We start from the raw sequence: 18,392 nt of genomic DNA on the forward strand, positions 1-18,392 counted from the left end.
TTCCTTTACCATCTCGGTCACCACCAACATAAAATCCCGCGCGAATATCTACATTGGCGTTATCAACCCTTAATATTCCTCCACCTGTTGTTGTGTCTATATGGTGTAATCGGGTTTCAATACCGACGTTTCGCAGTGCAATACCCCGCCCTTTATAGATATCAACAGCGTAGGAGCCATTAAGGTTGTTATCTACCGATGAATCTCTGATAGTGGAGTAATTGAGACCATGCAATTCATAACCATACTTACAACGCGACAACGAGTTATCGTCAAATATCCATGTTGTCCCGAATGACGTACTCGCCGATTTTTTGTAATCGTTTTTCACATGATGAATGCAATCAATTGAGCGCATTGCCTTAAACAACAAATGATAATGTCTTGAACTATTATCGGATAAATTCCAAGCTTCATATGTCGAAAGCGCTGCTCGCATTAGCGTTTTTTTTATCTCTGTATGAGCTAGGTGTGGGCTAGATAGCAATGAAGCAATTTTTTCAGCGGGCGAACCTGTAAAATCCCCACCAATACCAGAGAAAACATGGTTCCGCGCAGCATAGCCTGGGCGATCGTTTTCACCATCAAACTGGGTTATATGAAAAATAGCGTGTTTGTTGTATTCATCATGGAGGTCAATATCCAGTGATTCGAGCCTACGTGTGTCCATCAGCAAATTAGAACCCGCAGTGAATATCGTGTTTTCTGGGCCGAACCCTTCAATCGACAAACCGCTACTACCATGAATTAACACTGGAGTAATAACCTGAAAAATGCCGTCTGGTACTTCAAGCTTCTTCCCGCCGAACTCTAGAAACTCTTGAATTTGCTGGCCAACATCACCAGTATTATCATCTGGCGCCTTAAGATCACCGACCAAATTAAGTTTTTGGGCACGCAACCGATTTGCAACCGAAACATAAGGCGCATTGGGGTTTCTGCGATACAAAACCTGATCCGAACCGTTCATATTATCCAGCTCTGATTCAGGCTCACCACCTTTCATCGCTGAAATTAGATTGCTAAAAGACCACGAGCGTGTCGCACCCTCTACTTGCTCCCCAATAACTTGGCTATCATCATCAAGGGTTACGATTAAATATCCATCAGAAGACTCCTGGTATGCCTTAACCGTTATAGTCATAGTCCCATCAACCAATTCCCAAACTTTGCCAAATGCATTGAGCTTAGGGTATTGTTTTTTTGCATTTGGAGTAATGACCAATCCAACAACCAAATCAATTGGTTTTCTACCAAACACATCTGACAGCACACCAGCCCGTTCTGCCGTATAGGGGATCCAATTATCATCAGGACCCACTGCATCCATGACGGCGGGAACAGATTTAGGCAAATACGTATGATTATCGGTCCAACGGCGCTGCTGGTTTATATTGGTTTCGCTTTGACCAGATTCCCAAGGTTTAACACCAAGCGCTTTCGTGCTTAACTCATTACGCTCCGTTTGCCAATCTTCACGAATAACAGCACTTTCATTTGACCATTCGGTTTGTAACCTTGAGGACTCGTCTCCCCAGTCTTTTTTTAATTTATTAGATTCATCATCCCATTCTTGACTAATTTTAGGGAATGATTTTCGAGTACCGGCCCCCGTGTTAACAATGGCGTCAGTCTCTGCTAATTGATTAACTGTATCACTCGCCCCTTCGTACTTTTTAACAGCGACTTCAGTGCGCTGTTCGATATTCTGGGTCATGGTTTAACCTCATAAAAAAGCCCAGCACAAGAGCTGGGCATAAGTGTGTTATAAATTTGGCTATTAAGCGTAGGCATCTACTCGAGGATCGTCTTCAATGGCTTTTACACCGACCTCAAACTCGCCTTTCTGTTGAACTTGCATCAAGATACATTGCTGATACATCTTGTCAGCTTGGCCGAACATATACTCTGTTGGTTTCTGTCCTGTTTCCCCAACGGCATAAATCGGGTATTGCGGCTCATCGATAAGAATCACAATGTCTTCGACATCGGTTTTTACAACACGATAAGGGCCATGCACACCACTATTTCCTTTGTTAAACATGATGTAGTGCTGCTTACCGTCTTCCCAATCAATCAAGCCGGTTAACTGCAGGTATTGATTGCCATCATCACCATTGAGTTTTTCGAGCAGCTGGCCAGACGCACCCCACTCAACGGCATCGTGGGACACTGGCACCACATCACCATAATTGGATTCCCAACCGTCAATGTCCGTCGTGAAATCAATGTTAGTACGGCGATACGCCTGAACGGCGGCATGAAATAGCCCCTCACGCTCAGCTTGGGCGAGGCTGGTAATAAACGGCATTTTGACAGGCTTTGGATTGTATCCTTTCTGATTACTCACTGTGGCCAAATAGGTTTCGGCTTTTCTCGAGGCTGGGTTAAACCATTCAACCTCAACACCATCATAATCATCGTCCTCAATGAGACGGATATCCGCACTAAAGCTATCTGCCGTCATGTTGACCGGCGAATAAGGCTTGCACAGAACAGAGCGGGGCTCATCGCGCCACATACTCACTGCGCCAAAATCAATCCGAGGGTATCCACGCCCCGTCAGGAGCAACTGGCCAATGGCATCCCAGAACGCTGTCGGCTGATCAAACAAGCCATCACAAAAATCACCACGGCTTGTCCACTTACTGTGATAAGCCATAAAGGTATCGATATCGATCGCATCATCCGGCAAACCGGCACCATAGACATCATTTCTGCAGGCATCAATAATCGCATGGGCAATATCTCGACTTGGTTGTTCGACATACAATCCATCACTTTGCCTTACTGGAATGATGCGGGTACTGTCATTCCAGTATTGCTGGTTTGCCTGCTGGGAGAGTGCATTGGTCGCCTTAATTTTTAAGGTAATTGTCGTTTCATGATCATTGCGATAAGTAGACTGAATGACAGATTTCAGCCCCATCCACTGGATCTCATCAAACACTTTCGTCGAGTTGGTAACGGTGCTGACCCTACGCGCTCCCATCTCATAACGACCAGGTGATAATCCCATTTCTTTCTTGAGCCAGTATGTGACACGTTGAGGCGTATTATCCGCTTTGGTCAGGGTGAATTCATGACTCTGATATGGGTCAGTAGAGCCTGCAGGGCGCACCCTAACCTCCCACTTAATAGAACGGTTAACGATCACACCGTCATTGTTCATTTCTCCCAACCCTCGAGGGAAAAGAAAATCCACACCGACATCTTGCGCCACCGCATCACTGGGAACGGTCAGGAAATTCCCCACCCATTGCGCTTCCACATCGCGCTCCAAGACAGACAGTAACGCCGTTTCACTGCCCATCGTCTTAAAGCCTGGCCAGCCTGGCACCTCTTCGAGCGTATCAGAGTTAACCAACCACACACTGCCACTATCGTTTTTACATACATAGGTACCATCATTGGTGGTCGCCTCATAGATTCGACTGAACACGTTAGACATTGGTGTAAAATTGGTGACTGGCTGGCCGCTGTCGTTGTTTACCTCGATGCGGTTACCATCCAACTTTTTGGCTACCACAAAAGTCCCTGAGTTGACGCCAGCGCCGGTGATAATAATTCGCTGACCGACATTAACAAATGCCCAACCCAATGGGTTTTCGATCTGATCAGGCAAATCATCTGGGTCAATGATATCGCCATCATCGCCCATATCGTGAAAGTGCAAGTTCCCCTCAAACATTAGGTCAGTCTGTGTGGTTGACGTGATCACTACGTGCTGGCCAGTCGCCCATGGCCACACTTCCTTTTCCCACCATGAGTAGGTTGATGTAGTTCTGTCACCATCACCATGTCTTTGGGTCGAGGTTCTTGATTTTTGCACCCACAACTCAACGGTGCGATCGCGAAACTTTGTTTCTTGTGCCTGTTTTTCGGAGACCCAGTCAGCGGTGACCCCCTCCAGGGTTAACCCGCCTTGACCATCGGCGCTGCCCACCTCTTTTGAGGTCCAGACAATATGCGGGAAGTGATCCACCAATTCACCAGGCTGATAAACACGCACCTCGATATCGCTGCTGTAATGGCTTAACGGCGTTTCACCAATGTAGTGCTCATGGATCTGAAACTTACCTATCCCCTTGGAAAAGGTCTGGTAGTAATACTGCTCGTTACCGACATATTCCCACCAATTAGGGCTGATAATATCAGGATAGTGGGGCATTCGACCGTACTGTACAGGCACCGGATTTCCCATCTTTGGCTTGTTGCCCTGCCCGTTGTAGTTGTAGACACTGCTGGCTTGCTGAGTGTCTTGATTCGCGCCAGTGTCCGGCATCTGACTGTAAGCATATACGGCCGAGGCCACCGATACCGCCAGTGCAGCCCATATCACCCAGTCGATACCAAAGCCGAGCTTTGGTTTCAGGCTGACGGCATCGTAATCGCCCAGCAAGACATCCAGGTCATCCAACTTGTTGAAATTAATTGTTGCCTGCAAACTGGCCGACGCGGGCAAGCTCTCCTTTATCCACTCGGCAAGATTCGTCCCTGCCGGCACGGTGTGCAGCTGGTACTCATCCCGCTTTATCGGGTGTTTGAACTCGATGATGTGTGGCATAACGGTAAAACTCCACGCTGTCGAAGCGACGTTTGAATAAATTTAACGGTTCAATTTTTACGGCTTTGCCCAGTGTATGAATGACATAACCAGGCTGCTGCTCAATGGTATAGACCCCACAATGCCAATGCGCACCACGAGTGGCCACAACCATGCATAAGTGCTCAGGGCTCTGGATAGGCTCAAGCAGAACGCCATCATAGGTCGCCATGGTTTGCTTGGCCTCAATGACCGTGACAAACCGATCAGCGTGCTCTGGTAAGTCAGACAAGCCAAGAAACTTCTGCCAGGCATCACGCACCAGTAATGCGCAGCCATCCGGCGGGTAAGCCCCTGCCGGCAAGTTACGAAAGTGCTCTATCATAGGTATTTCAATCCAGGGTGAGTGGTTGTGGTATAAATTCGCCGGCAAAAACGCCGGTTGGTTAAGTCTTTCCAGCTAGACGTGATCGATACAGCCATGGTGGTGATCTTGGCACTTGATGTGGTCAGCCTGATCGCTTTATTACGGGGGCCAGATAAATCGTCAGTATCGTATTCGCGATAAACGCAGGTGACGGTCGTGATCGGCTCATAGCGCTTTGCCGCTTCAATGGCACGGGTTAACGTGAGGTCCGTGTTTGGCGCAGCAACACTGAGCGCCTCTTGGCCTGTCGTGTTCTTATCCGGCAACTGAAACTCGAACTGGCCAGCAATAAACGTCACCACCTCACCAGACTCGATCCCCGCCTGCAGATCAATGCCATCTTTGACATAACGCAACACCCCGCCAGGCAAAGCGGGGTGTTGAAATTCGAGGGTGGATAAAATCATGAACCCTCCTCTTTGATGTCAGGTGTTTCATTAACAGTGGTTTCAGCCGATTGCGCTGCTCTTTCAAGCCCAGACAAGGTATCCCGAGACAATAGGCGAGCATTGTATCGTTCCAACTTAGATCGGAACGCTTGCACTTCTGCCACCAACTCCCATTTGCTACTGAAATTGGGACCGGTTGAAATCAACCGGAACGGACTATCTTCCCCAGGCGTTGCCGTAAACTGGACTTTGTGAATTTCGAGCGCAAAGTCACCGGTTCTGAGCGGCAGATAGAACCATTCCACCCCGCCATCAAGCTCATTGAAAACCAATGACTCGAACGCTTCTTTCTCTTCGCCCGTAAAGACAAATTTCAAAGGGAATTTCGCGGGGGCAACACGGCAGCGTCGTCGCATCGTGGCCAACCCTAAATCCATCTGAGAGCGGATCACTATCTTGCCATGTTGATATTGGTAGCCATCGATCACGGGCAATGGCAGCAAGCCATTATCAAAGTACCGGCAAGGGTATTTGTAGATATTAGGGTTAAGCGCATCAAGTTGGGCTTGAGTTGGTTTTGACATTATTTGTATCCCCCAGGCTTCACACCGAGCTTGTTGGCAATATAAGAGAAATATTCACCACTGGCGTTTGCATCAGACATCATGATGGAAATCACTTTGCTGTTCTCATCTATCTCGGCATGAGTACCAGGTGGCGCCTCGTTGATAATGATTTGCCAACCGGACGAATCACCACCATTACCATTGGTCGCCTGCTCTAACATCGACATGGTTTGTTTACGGCCAACAATATGGCTCGGCCCCAAGGTGATTTCAGGGCCGTATTCCCCCGTCACACCCCACTGACCTGCCGGTATATAACCACCATTATCAAAGGCACCGGCAAAGCCAGCCGAAGCAGCTGCGGTGGCGGCTGCCGCCATCGGCTCGGTAACAGCCAAGGCCGCCGTCATTGCACCAGGCGCCATAGCGGGACCAATAATTGGGATAGCAGCGGTCGATTTAAACGCGTTGATCCCTGCAATCAATGCAGAGCTTTGCGCCTCAGAGGTCACCCGCGCCACTTCACTTCCGGCAGCCCCTTTGAGCATGGTTTTTTCCAAGGCCCACATGACCATACGCTGCGCCATGATCTTGCCGAGCGCGGCGAGCATGGATTGCGCCATGCCTTGGGCCATGTTCTTGAACGCATCCCCAACACTTTCGCTTTGCATCACTGCAGAGGCAAACGCATTACCAAAGCCGGTGGTGAAGCTGTCGAACGTCTGACGCCAAAGCTCATCGGTGTTTTCGGCCGATTTCTGCATGGATTCGTAATAACGATCCCAGAAACCTTGGTTCAGTTTTTCTTGCTCTTCGATTTCTTTCTGCAGGGTCTCCTTACGTTGCTCAGAGTAGTACAGCTGAATATCTTGCAATGCTTGCTGATACTGTTCTTCGGAAATCAAGTCTTGCTGACGTTTATCGGCCAGCTTCATCGCCTCATCCATGTACTTGGCATTGAGCAAATCAAGCTCAGTCATGTTACGGCGGTCAAGCTCAACCAACCAAGCATCGGTTTGCTCTTTATCTCGAGCTTTCGCTTTCTCTGCAGCCGCCACTTCTCTGGCTTCTTTTTCCTCAAGACGCTTTTGCTCTTTGGCTGCCTTTTCTTGCTGGGCTTTTTCTTCTGCAGCGGCTTTATCCTCTAAGCGTTGCTTCTCTCGAGCATCAGCGGCTTGCTGGGCTTTCTCCTGCGCTTCGGTTTGTGCCTGCGCTTCTTTCTTAAAATCGTCCTGGATCTGCTTCATACGCTCGGTGACTTCACCGAGGCGACGCTGGGCATTGAACCAAGTATTTTTTGACTCACCGAACGGGTTGATGGATGGCATTTCGTCCACAGGGCCCATGTTGCGCAAACGTTCTTGCAGCTCCATGCGCTCTTTGAACAGCTCGTTAAACTCCACCATCGGGGCAGGGTCAATCATGCCTTGAAGGTCTCTGGCAATATTGATCAGACCTTCCATGGTGGTTTTTGCAAAAAACATGGCGCCGGACTTATCTGACATGGTTTCAAGCAACTCTTCCCATGTCTGCCCTAGCGTGTCAGCGGTACCAATCAAACCACCGGCTTCGGCACCTGCAGCACCGCCAATTTGATTGTCGAGCTCATCGAGGATGAATGCTTGCGCCTCGGCAACTCGTCCCGTGTCTTCCATGGCTTTCACCATGTCGATTTGGGCTTGGGTAAACGAGATCCCCGACTCTTTCAGGGCGCTCATGCCCGTAGACGGCATTTCCAACGCCTTACCCAGTTGCTTGGCAGCACTGGTAATGTCGCCGCCCATGACGCTGGCCATGTCTTGGGCAAGGTAAATGGTGCGCTCAAAGGTATTGTTTTGATCGTTCATCACCGAGCGGAACGTCAGCATCACACCGATCGCCTTGCTGGCTTCTTGGGTACTGGTCAGGGTCGCCATTGCCACCGAACGTGCCATTTCATCCAGCTGATTGGCGGTGTAGCCACTCGAGTACCCCGTGGCTTTGATCAACTGCTCTTGCTGCAGCAAGCGACGCTCAGTTTCAGCGAGTGTCGGCAAGCCGGCCGATATCGCCCCAATAGCAATGGCCACACTGCCACCCAATGTCGTCCAAGCCACACCCAAGCTTGAGACGGTGCCGATCATGCCGTCTACCTGACCGCTAATATTGCCAAGCGGACCAGGTAGCTGAGACGCATTCCCCGACGCGGTTTTAAAGCTCTGGGACAGGGAATCATTTTGCTTGGTGCTTTTCTTGGCTTCGCCCGTGTAACCACGCAAGCGCTGTTTGGTGTTTTCAACATCTTTGTCGAATTTGGCCGTGTCAGCACGCATCGTGGTGACAAGATCGGCAACGTGTGCTGTAGCCATACGACTCCCATAAAAAAACCACGCCGAAGCGTGGTTTTCATCAATTAGTTAATTCTTTATTCCGACCCCTCCGACGGCTGATTAACCAGCTTTTCGAGGTTGTCGTTAATATTGAGTAACAGGTAACAAATACCCGTCACGACGCTGGCCAGTATCAACCCGACCAACACCCCGCCGCCCACCATCAACACTTTCGTGAGAATAGGGGTGTATGGGTTAGCCACAAATGAGAATCCCATCAAACCGCCGCCACCGACGCAGATAATAACCAGCACCAACAAACAGCCACGCATCAGATCAATCATTATTTTGCTCATAAACCTCTCCTTTATTGATCGCGTTGCAGTTTACTCTGCTGCAGTAGGAAAGGATAGTGACGACATGTCACCAAGCATTTGATTCAAGACGTTTTGATCCACTCCCGTCTCGGCTGTTTTGGTAGTGCTTGGCTGCAGGCTGAAATCATTCGGGGTCACCGGCTTGAAGCGGCCGGACGCATTAAGTACTCCGGCATTGAGTTGCTGCAGCTGCCGCTCTACATTGCGCGACGGCAATCCCCGCTGGCGAATATGATGAACCCAACGCCAATATTCAGAGAGCGGCATCGATGCCAGCATTGAGCTCGGGCTCGTCTGATTCAATTCAATGGCCAGGTCATGAGCAAACTCCCAGGCGGCGGCAATTACTTTTCCGGCGTTAACTCCTCTTGGTCGTCGTTGTCACTAGGCGTCGTGGGATTGCTCTTTTCTGGCATATTCAGTTCCTTGATCATATCGTAAGCGATATTGACCGAACGGTTAGGCCATTTATCTTTGACCATTTCATGCAAGGCTTCCACGCTTTGGTCTTCAAGGTTTTCATTGGCGTGCGATAGTGACAGGGCGATGGAGTGAGCGACCTGATCCAGCGTAAGTTCTTCCATAAACACGCCATATGCCATGCGTTCCTGGTCAGTTGCTTCTGCACCAGGCTTTTCCATGGTCGGACTCTTCGCGACATACTGCAGATCACGGATTCGATCGAGCGCTGTAAACTCGCTCAAAATAAAGGTTTTTGAACCTACTGCTAGGGTTTGGGTATTCAGATAAGGCATAGGGTCCTCGCTGACCGCCCAGTGATATGGGCGGCCTGTTAATTAAGCTGCTGGCGCAGCATGAAGGAAGTCTTCCGCCAATTTCGGACGGCCTTCAACCGCAATGGTGATATCACGTTTCATATCAGTCGAGTTCTCAATCGAGCTGGGCACCCCCAGACTACTGATTGGTCCGTAGTACATGTTCACGGAAAACTTACCCGATACCTCTGACGGCGATTTCACGCGAAACCACGTTTTCTCATTCTCGTCGTTTGCCACATCGTAGATGTCAACGATGCGTTTTTGTACTGGCTGACCTGGGGCATAACCGAGTTGAAAGCTAAAGTCCCCCGCATCTTTCATGCCCGTCGATTTACTTGCATAGCCATCGTCATTATCGAGATACACCTCGGTGTTGACTTCTTTGGTCATGTTGACGGGCGTGATGCCAGAAACGTACCCTGCCTTGTCCCAATTGGTGTCGTCGTCTTCACCTGCAGTGATTGCATCGGCGATATCGACACCCTTTTTCAAGATCCAAACCGAATTGCCTTTACCGGCGACGGGGATCATGCCGTGTGTTGCTGCCATGGGTTACTCCCAATAATATTGATGATTAATGTGCAGCGCCCGATAGCTATTATCAGGGCTGCGCTCATAGGTAAAGCCAGAACGCGACAAGGTGACCACATCGGGAAAGCGGACCCCGATCGGCAAAAGCTCTTTAATGGCCTCGCCAATGTCATCAATATCGTCATCACTGGCGGTGCCATCGAGGTACACAGACACAAACAGGTTGCCCTCATAGCGCTCTGGCATATCGGAATAACGGTCATCTCGGGTACCGTCATCGAAATACACCAAAATGGCGGGGGTTTCCTGCTCGGCATCGAGCACCAAAAATGTGGGGAACACCGATTTCACCCACACCCCCGACCCATCCGGTGCCGGCTGATCGGGGATATTGGCTCTGAGGTGATCCGCAATGGCGTGTCGAATCGCCGTGTTTTTCTTCATCGCCGTTTCAACTCCTGTCTGAACTTCTGCGCCAAGGCTCGCTCCATCTCTTTAGGCATATCGAAATTGAGCAATTGTCGAGTGTGGTATTCCATGGCCTTGGTGATGTTGTCTTTGATGGGCACGGTGGCCACACCAAGCGGGTAGCGGCTTTCACCTACCCGATACAACACATGCCAGTTACCACTCGATACCTGGTTAACAAACGCATTTTGGAACGTATGGCGCCCCACTTTGATGGAGGTGTTGCCACTGTGCTCTCGCTTGCCATAACGTCCCTGCTCATCACGAGAGGGACCCGACACCAGATAACCGCCGTTTTTGCGGCGGATCTGGGTGCGAACTTCCCCAATCGAGATGGCAGGTATGTCATAGCGGCGGATCCGAACCACTCGATAAGGTCGTTGAGGGTTCGCTCTCTTGGCCACTGTCACCCGAGGACGGATAACCTTGGCCGTGACCTTGACCTCTTTGGCGGTTTGACGAACAGCGCGGGATTCCGCTTTTTGCCCCACTTTATTGACGGCCATGGCCGACGCAGCAGGGACCAGTTTTGTATTCAGCGAATCAAGATTCTTGATGGCTTGCTTCAAATCCTGATCGAGCCGATGAGTGGGGTTGATGGTTGTCATTCCAGCACCAAAATATAAAGACCATGTTCACTGAGCGGCGGGTGCGCTATCCGGCTTTCTATCGATTCACCAGGGACAATCACAACCTGCCCCCGTGATGGCGTTAAACCAGCGGCTTTGGCCTCTTCCTTAGTGAGTGAGACAGTGCGGCGATTACCTTGCACCGCACCATCAAAGACCAGTTCACCCTCATTGACGATCACCGACACCGGAGTGCCGGCAATCGTGGCAGGCTGCGCCACACCATTGCTACCAAACAAAGCCCGATCCAATCGTGATTGTGCTCTGGCCCAGCGAGACATTAGGCGGCCTTAGTGTCGAGCTTCACGGTCGCGACCGTTTCACCGTTCACAGCAGCACGCCATGCCTTGCCTGCATACACACCCGTGTTATCAACACCGATCGCATCATCTTTCAGATACACCGACACACCTTGGTCAAACGTGGTTGCCGACGCTTTGGGTAAATCCCAAACGCCAGCGGTATGACCCACACCCATTTCACCGGATGCCACATCATTGATGGCGACCACAACCAGCTCACCCACCACAACGACATCACCGGATTTCACATCAGCGGCCGCCGTGAATTCGATGGTCTCGCCATCCTGTACATAATTTTTTGCCATGAGGTTTTCCCATTTCATGAATAAAAGAAAAGGCCACCGAATGGTGACCTTATGTGTGAGGTGGACGATTACGCCGCTGGGTCGTGTTTTACGAACGTGCGGTAATCCAATGGCGCCACACCGGCATCGATGCGCACTTTCGTCGCAACACCGTCCACGGTAAAGCCCGCTTGCTGCTCGATGTACGGCTCTTCGATGCCATCCAGATATGCCACCTCAATGGTGTCAAATGCCTGAGCGGCGGTTTGGTAGAACATGCTGGCGCTCGCTTCATCAAGGCGAGGCTCGCCAATGACTTCGGCAAAGTTAGCGATCGGGTTGATCACGTCCGCACCGGCACCCTCAACCGACGTTGAGCGGATCACCTGATTCAGCTTGTCTTCCAGTGCCACCGGAGACAGTACAAAGCCAGGCATGATGTTCAGTGATGCTTTGCCATCTTTCTGGGTACGCATCGCCGTCTTACCTTTAGACAAGGTGTCCACATCCGGCTTAGATGATTTGACGATGTTGTTGTGGTCAGCATGGAACAATGCCTTGCCATCCGACATCTTGTAGGTACCCGTTAGGATGGCGTACACCAGATCACCGATGGTGCGACGTGCTGAGCGACCCATCAACTGAGGGATGCGAGTCAGCATTTGCATGTCATCGTTGATGATCGCCTGACGAGATAAGGTCAGCAACTTACCGTAAGACGCCAACACGATGTCTTCACCACGGTCACCAATGGTGCCGTACTTGTATTCGCCACCCTCTTCGACTTTGTCCAGGCTACCGAACGTATTCAGGCCGACACGCTTGGTCGGACGGAAATCGGTCAAGGTGCCTTTCTGAGTCCAGCGCTGATAGGTCTCCGGCGCTTCTTCCCAACCTTTCAACACCGCTTTGTTAGCGATGTTCATCAGGATGTTGCCGAAATCACTGCTTGAGTGGGTGAACGCCAAACCGACGATGTCGCGGTTGTTCATGCCCGCAATGCCGATACCACGATCAGTCAGGGACGCACGAGCTAGCGCATCAAGGCGCATCCCGTTATAGATATTGTCTCGCTCAAGCTCACCCAGACCGGAACGCGCCAAGATCGCATTCGATACCGAGTCACCGACAAGGTTGCCGTTGTCAGCGTGAATGTGAACGCTGGCACTTGGCGTGGTGTTTTTACCCATCGCCTCGAGCAGCTTATCTTTGGCTTGATCCACGGTGCAGTTCATGTCTGCAATACAAGACGCTTCAATGTCAGGGAAACGACCAGGGGCAAACGCAAACACGCCTTGGATACCCTCTCGACGAGTCGTTTCATCTGCGCGGAACTGCGCCATGATGTCCGAGGCCGATGGGGCAGCAGGTGCCGGTGTTGGTGTTGGCACGGATGCCGATGGTGCCGCTGGGGTTGGTTCCGCTGGCGGCTGCGCAGGTGGCGTTGGGGTTGGGTTATTCGCCTGCGGTTTCATTAAGCCCTTTAGACTTTTAGGCATATTTAAGAGTTCCTTTTGTCGATTTGAATTGATAGATGCTGCAGCCTGCAGCGGTTCAGTGAGCACATCAGCAAAGCCCTGCTCAACAGCTTGTTGGCCATCGAGCCAAGTACCAGGCTTTTTCATCAGTGCTCGAATGTCATCCTCAGACAAACCGGTTTTCTCTCGGTACGCTGCCACCATATTGGTGACGTTGCGCTCCAGAAACTCGGCATACTCGATCATGTCTTCGGCTTCGCCAACCTGCCCACCCCAAGCGTTATGGAGGTAAAACCACCCATTCTCAGGAATATGCACGGTCGCGTTCGGGGCACAAGCAATGACGGAGGCAATCGACGCCGCCACGCCTTGGATGTAGATATTCAGCGAGCCAGTAATGCCTCGCAGCATGTTGTAAATGGCAAAGCCATCGAGCACATTGCCACCGCCACTGTGCAGATACAGATCCACATCAACACCGGTGAAAATCTCATTGGCTTGCAGCTCTTCGGAAAAACGTTGGGCAGTCATGCCCCACCCACCAATCTCGTCATAAATGAAGATCTCAGCGGGGCGACCGGATGCAGCGGCCTTGATACTAAACCACGACTCCGATGGTGCAGCGCTGGCAGACAGCGACGCTTTAGGCATCATCATCAGGTTGAGGGGTTGGGCTTTCATTGGTTTTGGCTCCTTGGTTGTTCGCCGGATCAGTGTCAAACACCAACCCTTGTTTGCGGTTTTCTTCAATCTCCTTAACGCGGGCGCGTTTCACTTCTTCCGGATTGTGGCCACTTGCACGGACCCACATCGCCTCAGTGGCGTTACCGCCTTTGATGCGCTCTTTCCATGCTTCGGTTTCTTTCTTCGGATCAATCCACGGCATCACCGGTGCCAGATACACCGCATCAAACAGAGTGCGGCGGTCCACGTTCGCAGGGATAACCAGCGGGTCAGTGGTGCGCAGCAACTCCATTTCCAGCCAAGCGCGGAACACAGGGCGTGATTGCTGAGCCACAAACCATTGCTGCAGCACGGCAAACGACTCCCATCCCTCAACAAGCTCCTGACGCTGAGCGCTGTATGTCCCGTTGTAATCACGAGCAATTGAGGAATAAGCGCCACGGGTACCGCTGGCCACCATACGCAGCTGGCCGTTGCGAAACTCAGCCAAGTGCGTATTCGGTCGGTTCGACTCAATCATGCCGACCTCCTCCCCTACCTGCAGATCGTCAAAGCAACTACCTGGGGCAAAGGGGATTTGGCGCTGAGCGGGTGGGCTCTCCGGTGCCGTGTACAGATCCGGAGTGCCCTTTTTGATGTAGAACGCCAATGCCGCAGCGATACGAGCCGCCACACGCTCGGACTCTTCGTAATCTTTCAGGTCAGCCAGACGCTTGATCACCCCATGCAACAAGGTGATGCCCCGTAATTGGTGGAGCCTTTTGCGGTGTGCCAGGTGCAGCATGTTCTCTTTCGGTACCCGCTTGGTCTTGGCCGTAATACCAAAACTGTCAGACGGATGGTCATAGAACACATGGAACGCCTGCGGCTGACGCCACTGGTTCACCTCAATACCTTGGATGATCCGCTTCGCCACCTCATTCATGTGAAACGGCACAAAGTCAGGCTCGAGCGCTTCCAGACTGAACGGGGTCCCATTAGGGTTGGGATGGTTCAGACCAGGCACAACGCCACGGACCAACTGGGTAAACGCTTCACCATCACGAGCAGCAGTGCGAAATAACATGCGCTCGAGCTCGGGGCGGGTATAGGTGCCGGTGACTTCCGGTTTTAGAGACCATGACGCCCAACGGCGACGGATATCCTTGGCCAGTTCGTCGAGCACTTCGCCATTGGTATCCCGTGGCTGAGGCTCGACCATGATCCCGTTCGCCCCCACCACTCGCTCTTCCAACTTGTCGAAGATGCCGATCACCAGATCGTGGTCTTCATCAAGTTTTCGAGCTTGCTCCCTGAGAGACACCCCACCCATCGCCACCGACTGATTCGCCGATTGCGCTTGCCGCTTAGCGGTATGCAAACGGTCTTTGGTGGCCGCCTCATAACCCATGACCGAAAACCGAGCATTGAGCTCTTGACGGTCTTTGACTCGCTGCAGTGCCCATGAGGGTGAGAACGGGCTGATCAGTTTTTCAATCCAACTCATTCAAACCTCGCCAAACTCGGTGCATGACGAGAGCGACCAGACAGCAAGGTTTGCTTTCGCTGCTCCATCTCATGGCGCCCTTTGCGGATCTCGCTGAGGTTTTCACTGGTCACCGTTCGCCCTTGAAAGGTGACGGTTTTTCCGGCCAGCAAATCCAACTCAGCTTGGTAATAGGCATCAATCAACGCCTGCACTTGCGCTAGTGTCATAACCAGCCCCCTTGTTTATTGACATCGCCAAGCCAATTGCCGCCATCCGAAATGGTTGGCGGCGTCGATGGTGACGGTGTTGGTTTTGATTTCGGTTTGGATGGCACAGGCTCCGACGGTGCAGAGCCACTGCCACCGGTTAAGGTGTCAAGATTGAGGCCAAAGCGTTGTTGAGAAATACGCAAGGCCGCCACAGCCAGAACCGTACAGTCCAAGGCTTCATTGCGGCGCTTGCCTGCATCCCACAAGTACGACTTGCGGCCGTTCTTGTATTTGAGCACTTTGCGCTCAGCGGTCAGCTGCTTGAGCTCTGCCTCACCACACAACTCGTCATCCATCGGCAAGTGCATACAACCAGGCACCGCAACACCAGGTTGCGGCTCAACCCGTAAGCGGTTAACAATCAGCTCTTTGCCGTTGTCTGCCCCGACAATCGTGAGGTAACACCCTTTTGAAGCACCTTTTTTCGATGGCGTTCGTGGGAAGTCTGCGATCGGCTTACCGTAGACACTCGCCCCTTTCGTCGGGATCACATAGGTTGGCCCGAGCTTGCGGCTCATGCTGTAGACTTCATCGGTATAGTGACCACCGGAGTCCCAGCACCAACGGCTGACCCCCATCACCTGACCATCAAAACGGGTGTATTGATGGCGGACTTTCTCAGCCACTTTCTTTTTGAGCTCGTCACTGGCAGGGTCGCCATGCAAGATCCAGCGGTCAACCAACCAACTTTCCTCATTCGCTCCCCAGCCCCAGATATACCCCTCATAGCGGTCATCTTGGGTATCGATGCCCCCTGTGAGATAGACCACGGCGTTAGGCATCTTGCCATCGGGATACAACTCACGGCGTCGGTGCAGGTCTTCCCACTCCAACTTCTCGCCCACTTCGTTGTCCCAGGTCTCGCCCAAGGTGGTGTTGACGAATGTTTTCAGCTTGCCCACATCGTCCTTGGCCTTGAGGAAATCGACCACAATGCGGTGCCAAGTCGTAAACGGGCTGTAAGCGGTCCAGATGTGAAAGCTGACATGCTCAGGGACATCAATGGGATGATTGGTTTCGTCGTACCAGTCAATGCCATCGACCGTCCAAATAGCAGTGCGGTCGCAGCGCCATACCCCTGAAACTTCCTGCATTTCCATCAGGTCTTGATTTCGGATCACGCAGCCATTGTGCTCACACAAGTAATAGGCCGTGGTTGGGTCGCCCTCGTCCCACTTGATCCCAAAGGCTTCCTCGGGACCACCCCATTTGAGGTACTGCTCTTCGCCACAGTGTGGGCACTTGAGGTGAAAGCGCAGATAGTGGGGCGACTCTTGCGCCGCTCGCTCTATCTGACATTCACCTTTGATTTTCGGTGTCGAGCCTCGGATCGACTTGGGGAACACCGCACCCTCGATACGCTTATCACCCAAGAACGTCGGGGAGCCCTCAGCCTCAACATCCGGCGGGAACGCCGCCAGTTCATCGTAAATGACCGTATCGGCAGAGTGTTCACGGTAGTTGTTGGCAGCGGTACCACCAAAGCACCACAGCTGCTTGCCGTGGGTAAAGCGTTTCGAGTCAATGGTGTTGTCTCGATGCTTCTTACCCAGCCAAGGCGCGAGCTTATGCCACAAAGGCACGTCACGGATGGCTGTCTCGACCTGCTTTTTCATAAAGCGCTGGGCGGCACTGTCCGTGGGCTGATACAGCAAGATGTTGCGCTTCTTGTGTTCGGACTGATAACCCGCGACCGCCAGCAACACTTTCGAATAACCGACACGGGCACTTTTGACTAAATCGACAGTGCGGATCTCGTCGTTGCCCATGGCATTCATGATCGCTACCTGAAACGGCAGCGTTTCCCAACGGCCCTCCTGATAGGACGACTCACTGGATAGGTAGAAGTTTTCGTTCGCCCATTCCACGGCGGTCATTGGTGGCGGACGGTACAACGGGCGCAGGCCCGCCCGAAAGGCAGCCTGCAGATTATCAATCTGAGCTGGCAAGATATTCATCGAGATATTCCGGAATGCGGCAATCCAGATCGGCCGCTATGTTTTGGGCCTTGACCAAATCGCGACGCAAATGCTCGATGTGTTTGGCTTCCAGTTCGGGAAAGCGACGCTTAAACGACAGCGGCACCGTGTCGAGGATACTGGCGACTTCGGCCGATACCTTAGACAAACAGAAGATATTGAACTCAGCCTCGATCACCTCTCGGCGCTCTTTGGCGTTCTTGAGCTCTTGGCCATCAGCCTGCGCTTTGGTCAATCTCAAGCGCTCGTACTCGATGGATTTACCCTCAACCTCGTCGGGATTGGTTTCAAGGATCTTCGGTTGGTATTTTTCGATCTCGTGACTGACTCGGTTATGCACCACATCAGCGACGGTGTAATACACCGAACGCCCAACCTTGGCGATCGGCTCAACGCCCCATTTATCAAAGGCTTGCACGCTAATGCCAAGGCTTGCAGCCATGGCGGATTTGTTCAGCCAGTGGGGCTCTGGCCGTGGTGCGTTTTTGGGTGGTGACATTTAAACAACAACCTCACTCAGAAGATCCTCGTATGTAGTGAAAAACCGCGAGGCCGCTTACCCGTGGTGGGGAGGGGTCTCGGGAGTACCTTTTGCATTTGGGCATGACATCGAGGGTTTAGGTGAAATCATCGCAATACTCATGGGAAAGCTGACTTGCAGGCCCACTTTCCAATGGGCACGGGATGGTGGTCGGCGCTCGGCTAGGTGGCGATAGTCGCTTTCGCGTAGGGGTTGCCGTTTGATTGCTGGCCGGAGCGCCGGTTGGTTGCTGGCTTTGAGGCAGCCAGCCGCCTATCGTTCATCATCTAGCTAACTTATGCACTAATAGGGCGCCAACCTAACCTTATCCCTCCCTCTCGGGCACATGCGGGATTCGTTGCAATCACATGCTGACTGAATGGGTAA

At 51.9% G+C, this 18,392-nt stretch carries 19 protein-coding genes; all 19 read right to left on the reverse strand.

Translation table 11 applies throughout. From position 1 onward, the window contains the following. Positions 1–1,717, reverse strand: a 1,717-nt coding sequence (locus L9Q39_RS20360; RefSeq protein ID WP_237487219.1) for a hypothetical protein, incomplete at its 3' end; no start/stop codon positions are given. 63 nt (positions 1,718–1,780) lie between these two features. Continuing rightward, a complete protein-coding gene (locus L9Q39_RS20365) occupies positions 1,781–4,567 on the reverse strand; it encodes a host specificity factor TipJ family phage tail protein (RefSeq protein WP_237487220.1) in 2,787 nt (928 codons plus the stop codon). After that, the gene (locus L9Q39_RS20370; RefSeq protein WP_237487222.1) at positions 4,524–4,931 is read right to left on the reverse strand and encodes a hypothetical protein; all 408 of its coding nucleotides are present in this window, start codon (positions 4,929–4,931) and stop codon (positions 4,524–4,526) included. The genes L9Q39_RS20365 and L9Q39_RS20370 overlap by 44 nt, the downstream gene beginning before the upstream one ends. Beyond that, a complete protein-coding gene (locus tag L9Q39_RS20375; protein ID WP_237487224.1) occupies positions 4,928–5,380 on the reverse strand; it encodes a DUF1833 family protein in 453 nt (150 codons plus the stop codon). The genes L9Q39_RS20370 and L9Q39_RS20375 overlap by 4 nt, the downstream gene beginning before the upstream one ends. Continuing rightward, positions 5,377–5,946: a hypothetical protein gene (locus L9Q39_RS20380; protein ID WP_237487226.1), complete on the reverse strand. Its 570-nt coding sequence runs from the start codon at positions 5,944–5,946 to the stop codon at positions 5,377–5,379. The genes L9Q39_RS20375 and L9Q39_RS20380 overlap by 4 nt, the downstream gene beginning before the upstream one ends. Next, entirely contained in the window at positions 5,946–8,276 is a 2,331-nt protein-coding gene (locus L9Q39_RS20385; protein WP_237487228.1) for a phage tail length tape measure family protein, read from the reverse strand. Before L9Q39_RS20385 ends, L9Q39_RS20380 begins: the two co-directional genes overlap by 1 nt. Positions 8,277–8,332: 56 nt before the next feature. Continuing rightward, positions 8,333–8,593 carry a hypothetical protein gene (locus L9Q39_RS20390; protein ID WP_237487230.1) on the reverse strand — a complete coding sequence of 87 codons (261 nt, stop codon included), beginning with the start codon at positions 8,591–8,593 and terminating at the stop codon, positions 8,333–8,335. A 30-nt stretch (positions 8,594–8,623) separates the two neighbouring features. Then, positions 8,624–8,893 (reverse strand): hypothetical protein, encoded by a 270-nt coding sequence (locus L9Q39_RS20395; protein WP_237487231.1) that lies wholly within the window; start codon positions 8,891–8,893, stop codon positions 8,624–8,626. Between the two features lie 65 nt (positions 8,894–8,958). Further along, positions 8,959–9,369 (reverse strand): phage minor tail protein domain-containing protein, encoded by a 411-nt coding sequence (locus tag L9Q39_RS20400; protein WP_237487232.1) that lies wholly within the window; start codon positions 9,367–9,369, stop codon positions 8,959–8,961. Between the two features lie 42 nt (positions 9,370–9,411). Continuing rightward, positions 9,412–9,942 (reverse strand): phage tail tube protein, encoded by a 531-nt coding sequence (locus tag L9Q39_RS20405; RefSeq protein ID WP_237487233.1) that lies wholly within the window; start codon positions 9,940–9,942, stop codon positions 9,412–9,414. Between the two features lie 3 nt (positions 9,943–9,945). Beyond that, on the reverse strand, positions 9,946–10,368 hold the full coding sequence (gene gpU / locus L9Q39_RS20410) for a phage tail terminator protein (RefSeq protein ID WP_237487234.1): 423 nt from the start codon (positions 10,366–10,368) through the stop codon (positions 9,946–9,948). Next, the gene (locus tag L9Q39_RS20415; protein ID WP_237487235.1) at positions 10,365–11,000 is read right to left on the reverse strand and encodes a phage tail protein; all 636 of its coding nucleotides are present in this window, start codon (positions 10,998–11,000) and stop codon (positions 10,365–10,367) included. Before L9Q39_RS20415 ends, gpU begins: the two co-directional genes overlap by 4 nt. Next, positions 10,997–11,302: a hypothetical protein gene (locus L9Q39_RS20420; RefSeq protein WP_237487236.1), complete on the reverse strand. Its 306-nt coding sequence runs from the start codon at positions 11,300–11,302 to the stop codon at positions 10,997–10,999. Before L9Q39_RS20420 ends, L9Q39_RS20415 begins: the two co-directional genes overlap by 4 nt. Continuing rightward, the gene (locus tag L9Q39_RS20425) at positions 11,302–11,628 is read right to left on the reverse strand and encodes a DUF2190 family protein (protein ID WP_237487237.1); all 327 of its coding nucleotides are present in this window, start codon (positions 11,626–11,628) and stop codon (positions 11,302–11,304) included. The genes L9Q39_RS20420 and L9Q39_RS20425 overlap by 1 nt, the downstream gene beginning before the upstream one ends. 68 nt (positions 11,629–11,696) lie before the next feature. Next, positions 11,697–13,766 (reverse strand): ClpP-like prohead protease/major capsid protein fusion protein, encoded by a 2,070-nt coding sequence (locus tag L9Q39_RS20430; RefSeq protein WP_237487238.1) that lies wholly within the window; start codon positions 13,764–13,766, stop codon positions 11,697–11,699. Further along, positions 13,729–15,255 carry a phage portal protein gene (locus tag L9Q39_RS20435; RefSeq protein WP_237487239.1) on the reverse strand — a complete coding sequence of 509 codons (1,527 nt, stop codon included), beginning with the start codon at positions 15,253–15,255 and terminating at the stop codon, positions 13,729–13,731. The genes L9Q39_RS20430 and L9Q39_RS20435 overlap by 38 nt, the downstream gene beginning before the upstream one ends. After that, a complete protein-coding gene (locus L9Q39_RS20440; RefSeq protein ID WP_237487240.1) occupies positions 15,252–15,464 on the reverse strand; it encodes a DUF6148 family protein in 213 nt (70 codons plus the stop codon). The genes L9Q39_RS20435 and L9Q39_RS20440 overlap by 4 nt, the downstream gene beginning before the upstream one ends. Continuing rightward, positions 15,461–17,464, reverse strand: a complete 2,004-nt coding sequence (locus tag L9Q39_RS20445; protein ID WP_237487241.1) for a phage terminase large subunit family protein — start codon at positions 17,462–17,464, stop codon at positions 15,461–15,463. Before L9Q39_RS20445 ends, L9Q39_RS20440 begins: the two co-directional genes overlap by 4 nt. Next, positions 17,439–17,984, reverse strand: coding sequence for a terminase small subunit (locus L9Q39_RS20450; RefSeq protein WP_237487242.1), 546 nt, complete (start codon positions 17,982–17,984; stop codon positions 17,439–17,441). Before L9Q39_RS20450 ends, L9Q39_RS20445 begins: the two co-directional genes overlap by 26 nt. Positions 17,985–18,392: the final 408 nt, after the last annotated feature.

It is taken from the genome of Vibrio hippocampi, assembly GCF_921292975.1.
GTDB lineage: Bacteria > Pseudomonadota > Gammaproteobacteria > Enterobacterales > Vibrionaceae > Vibrio > Vibrio hippocampi.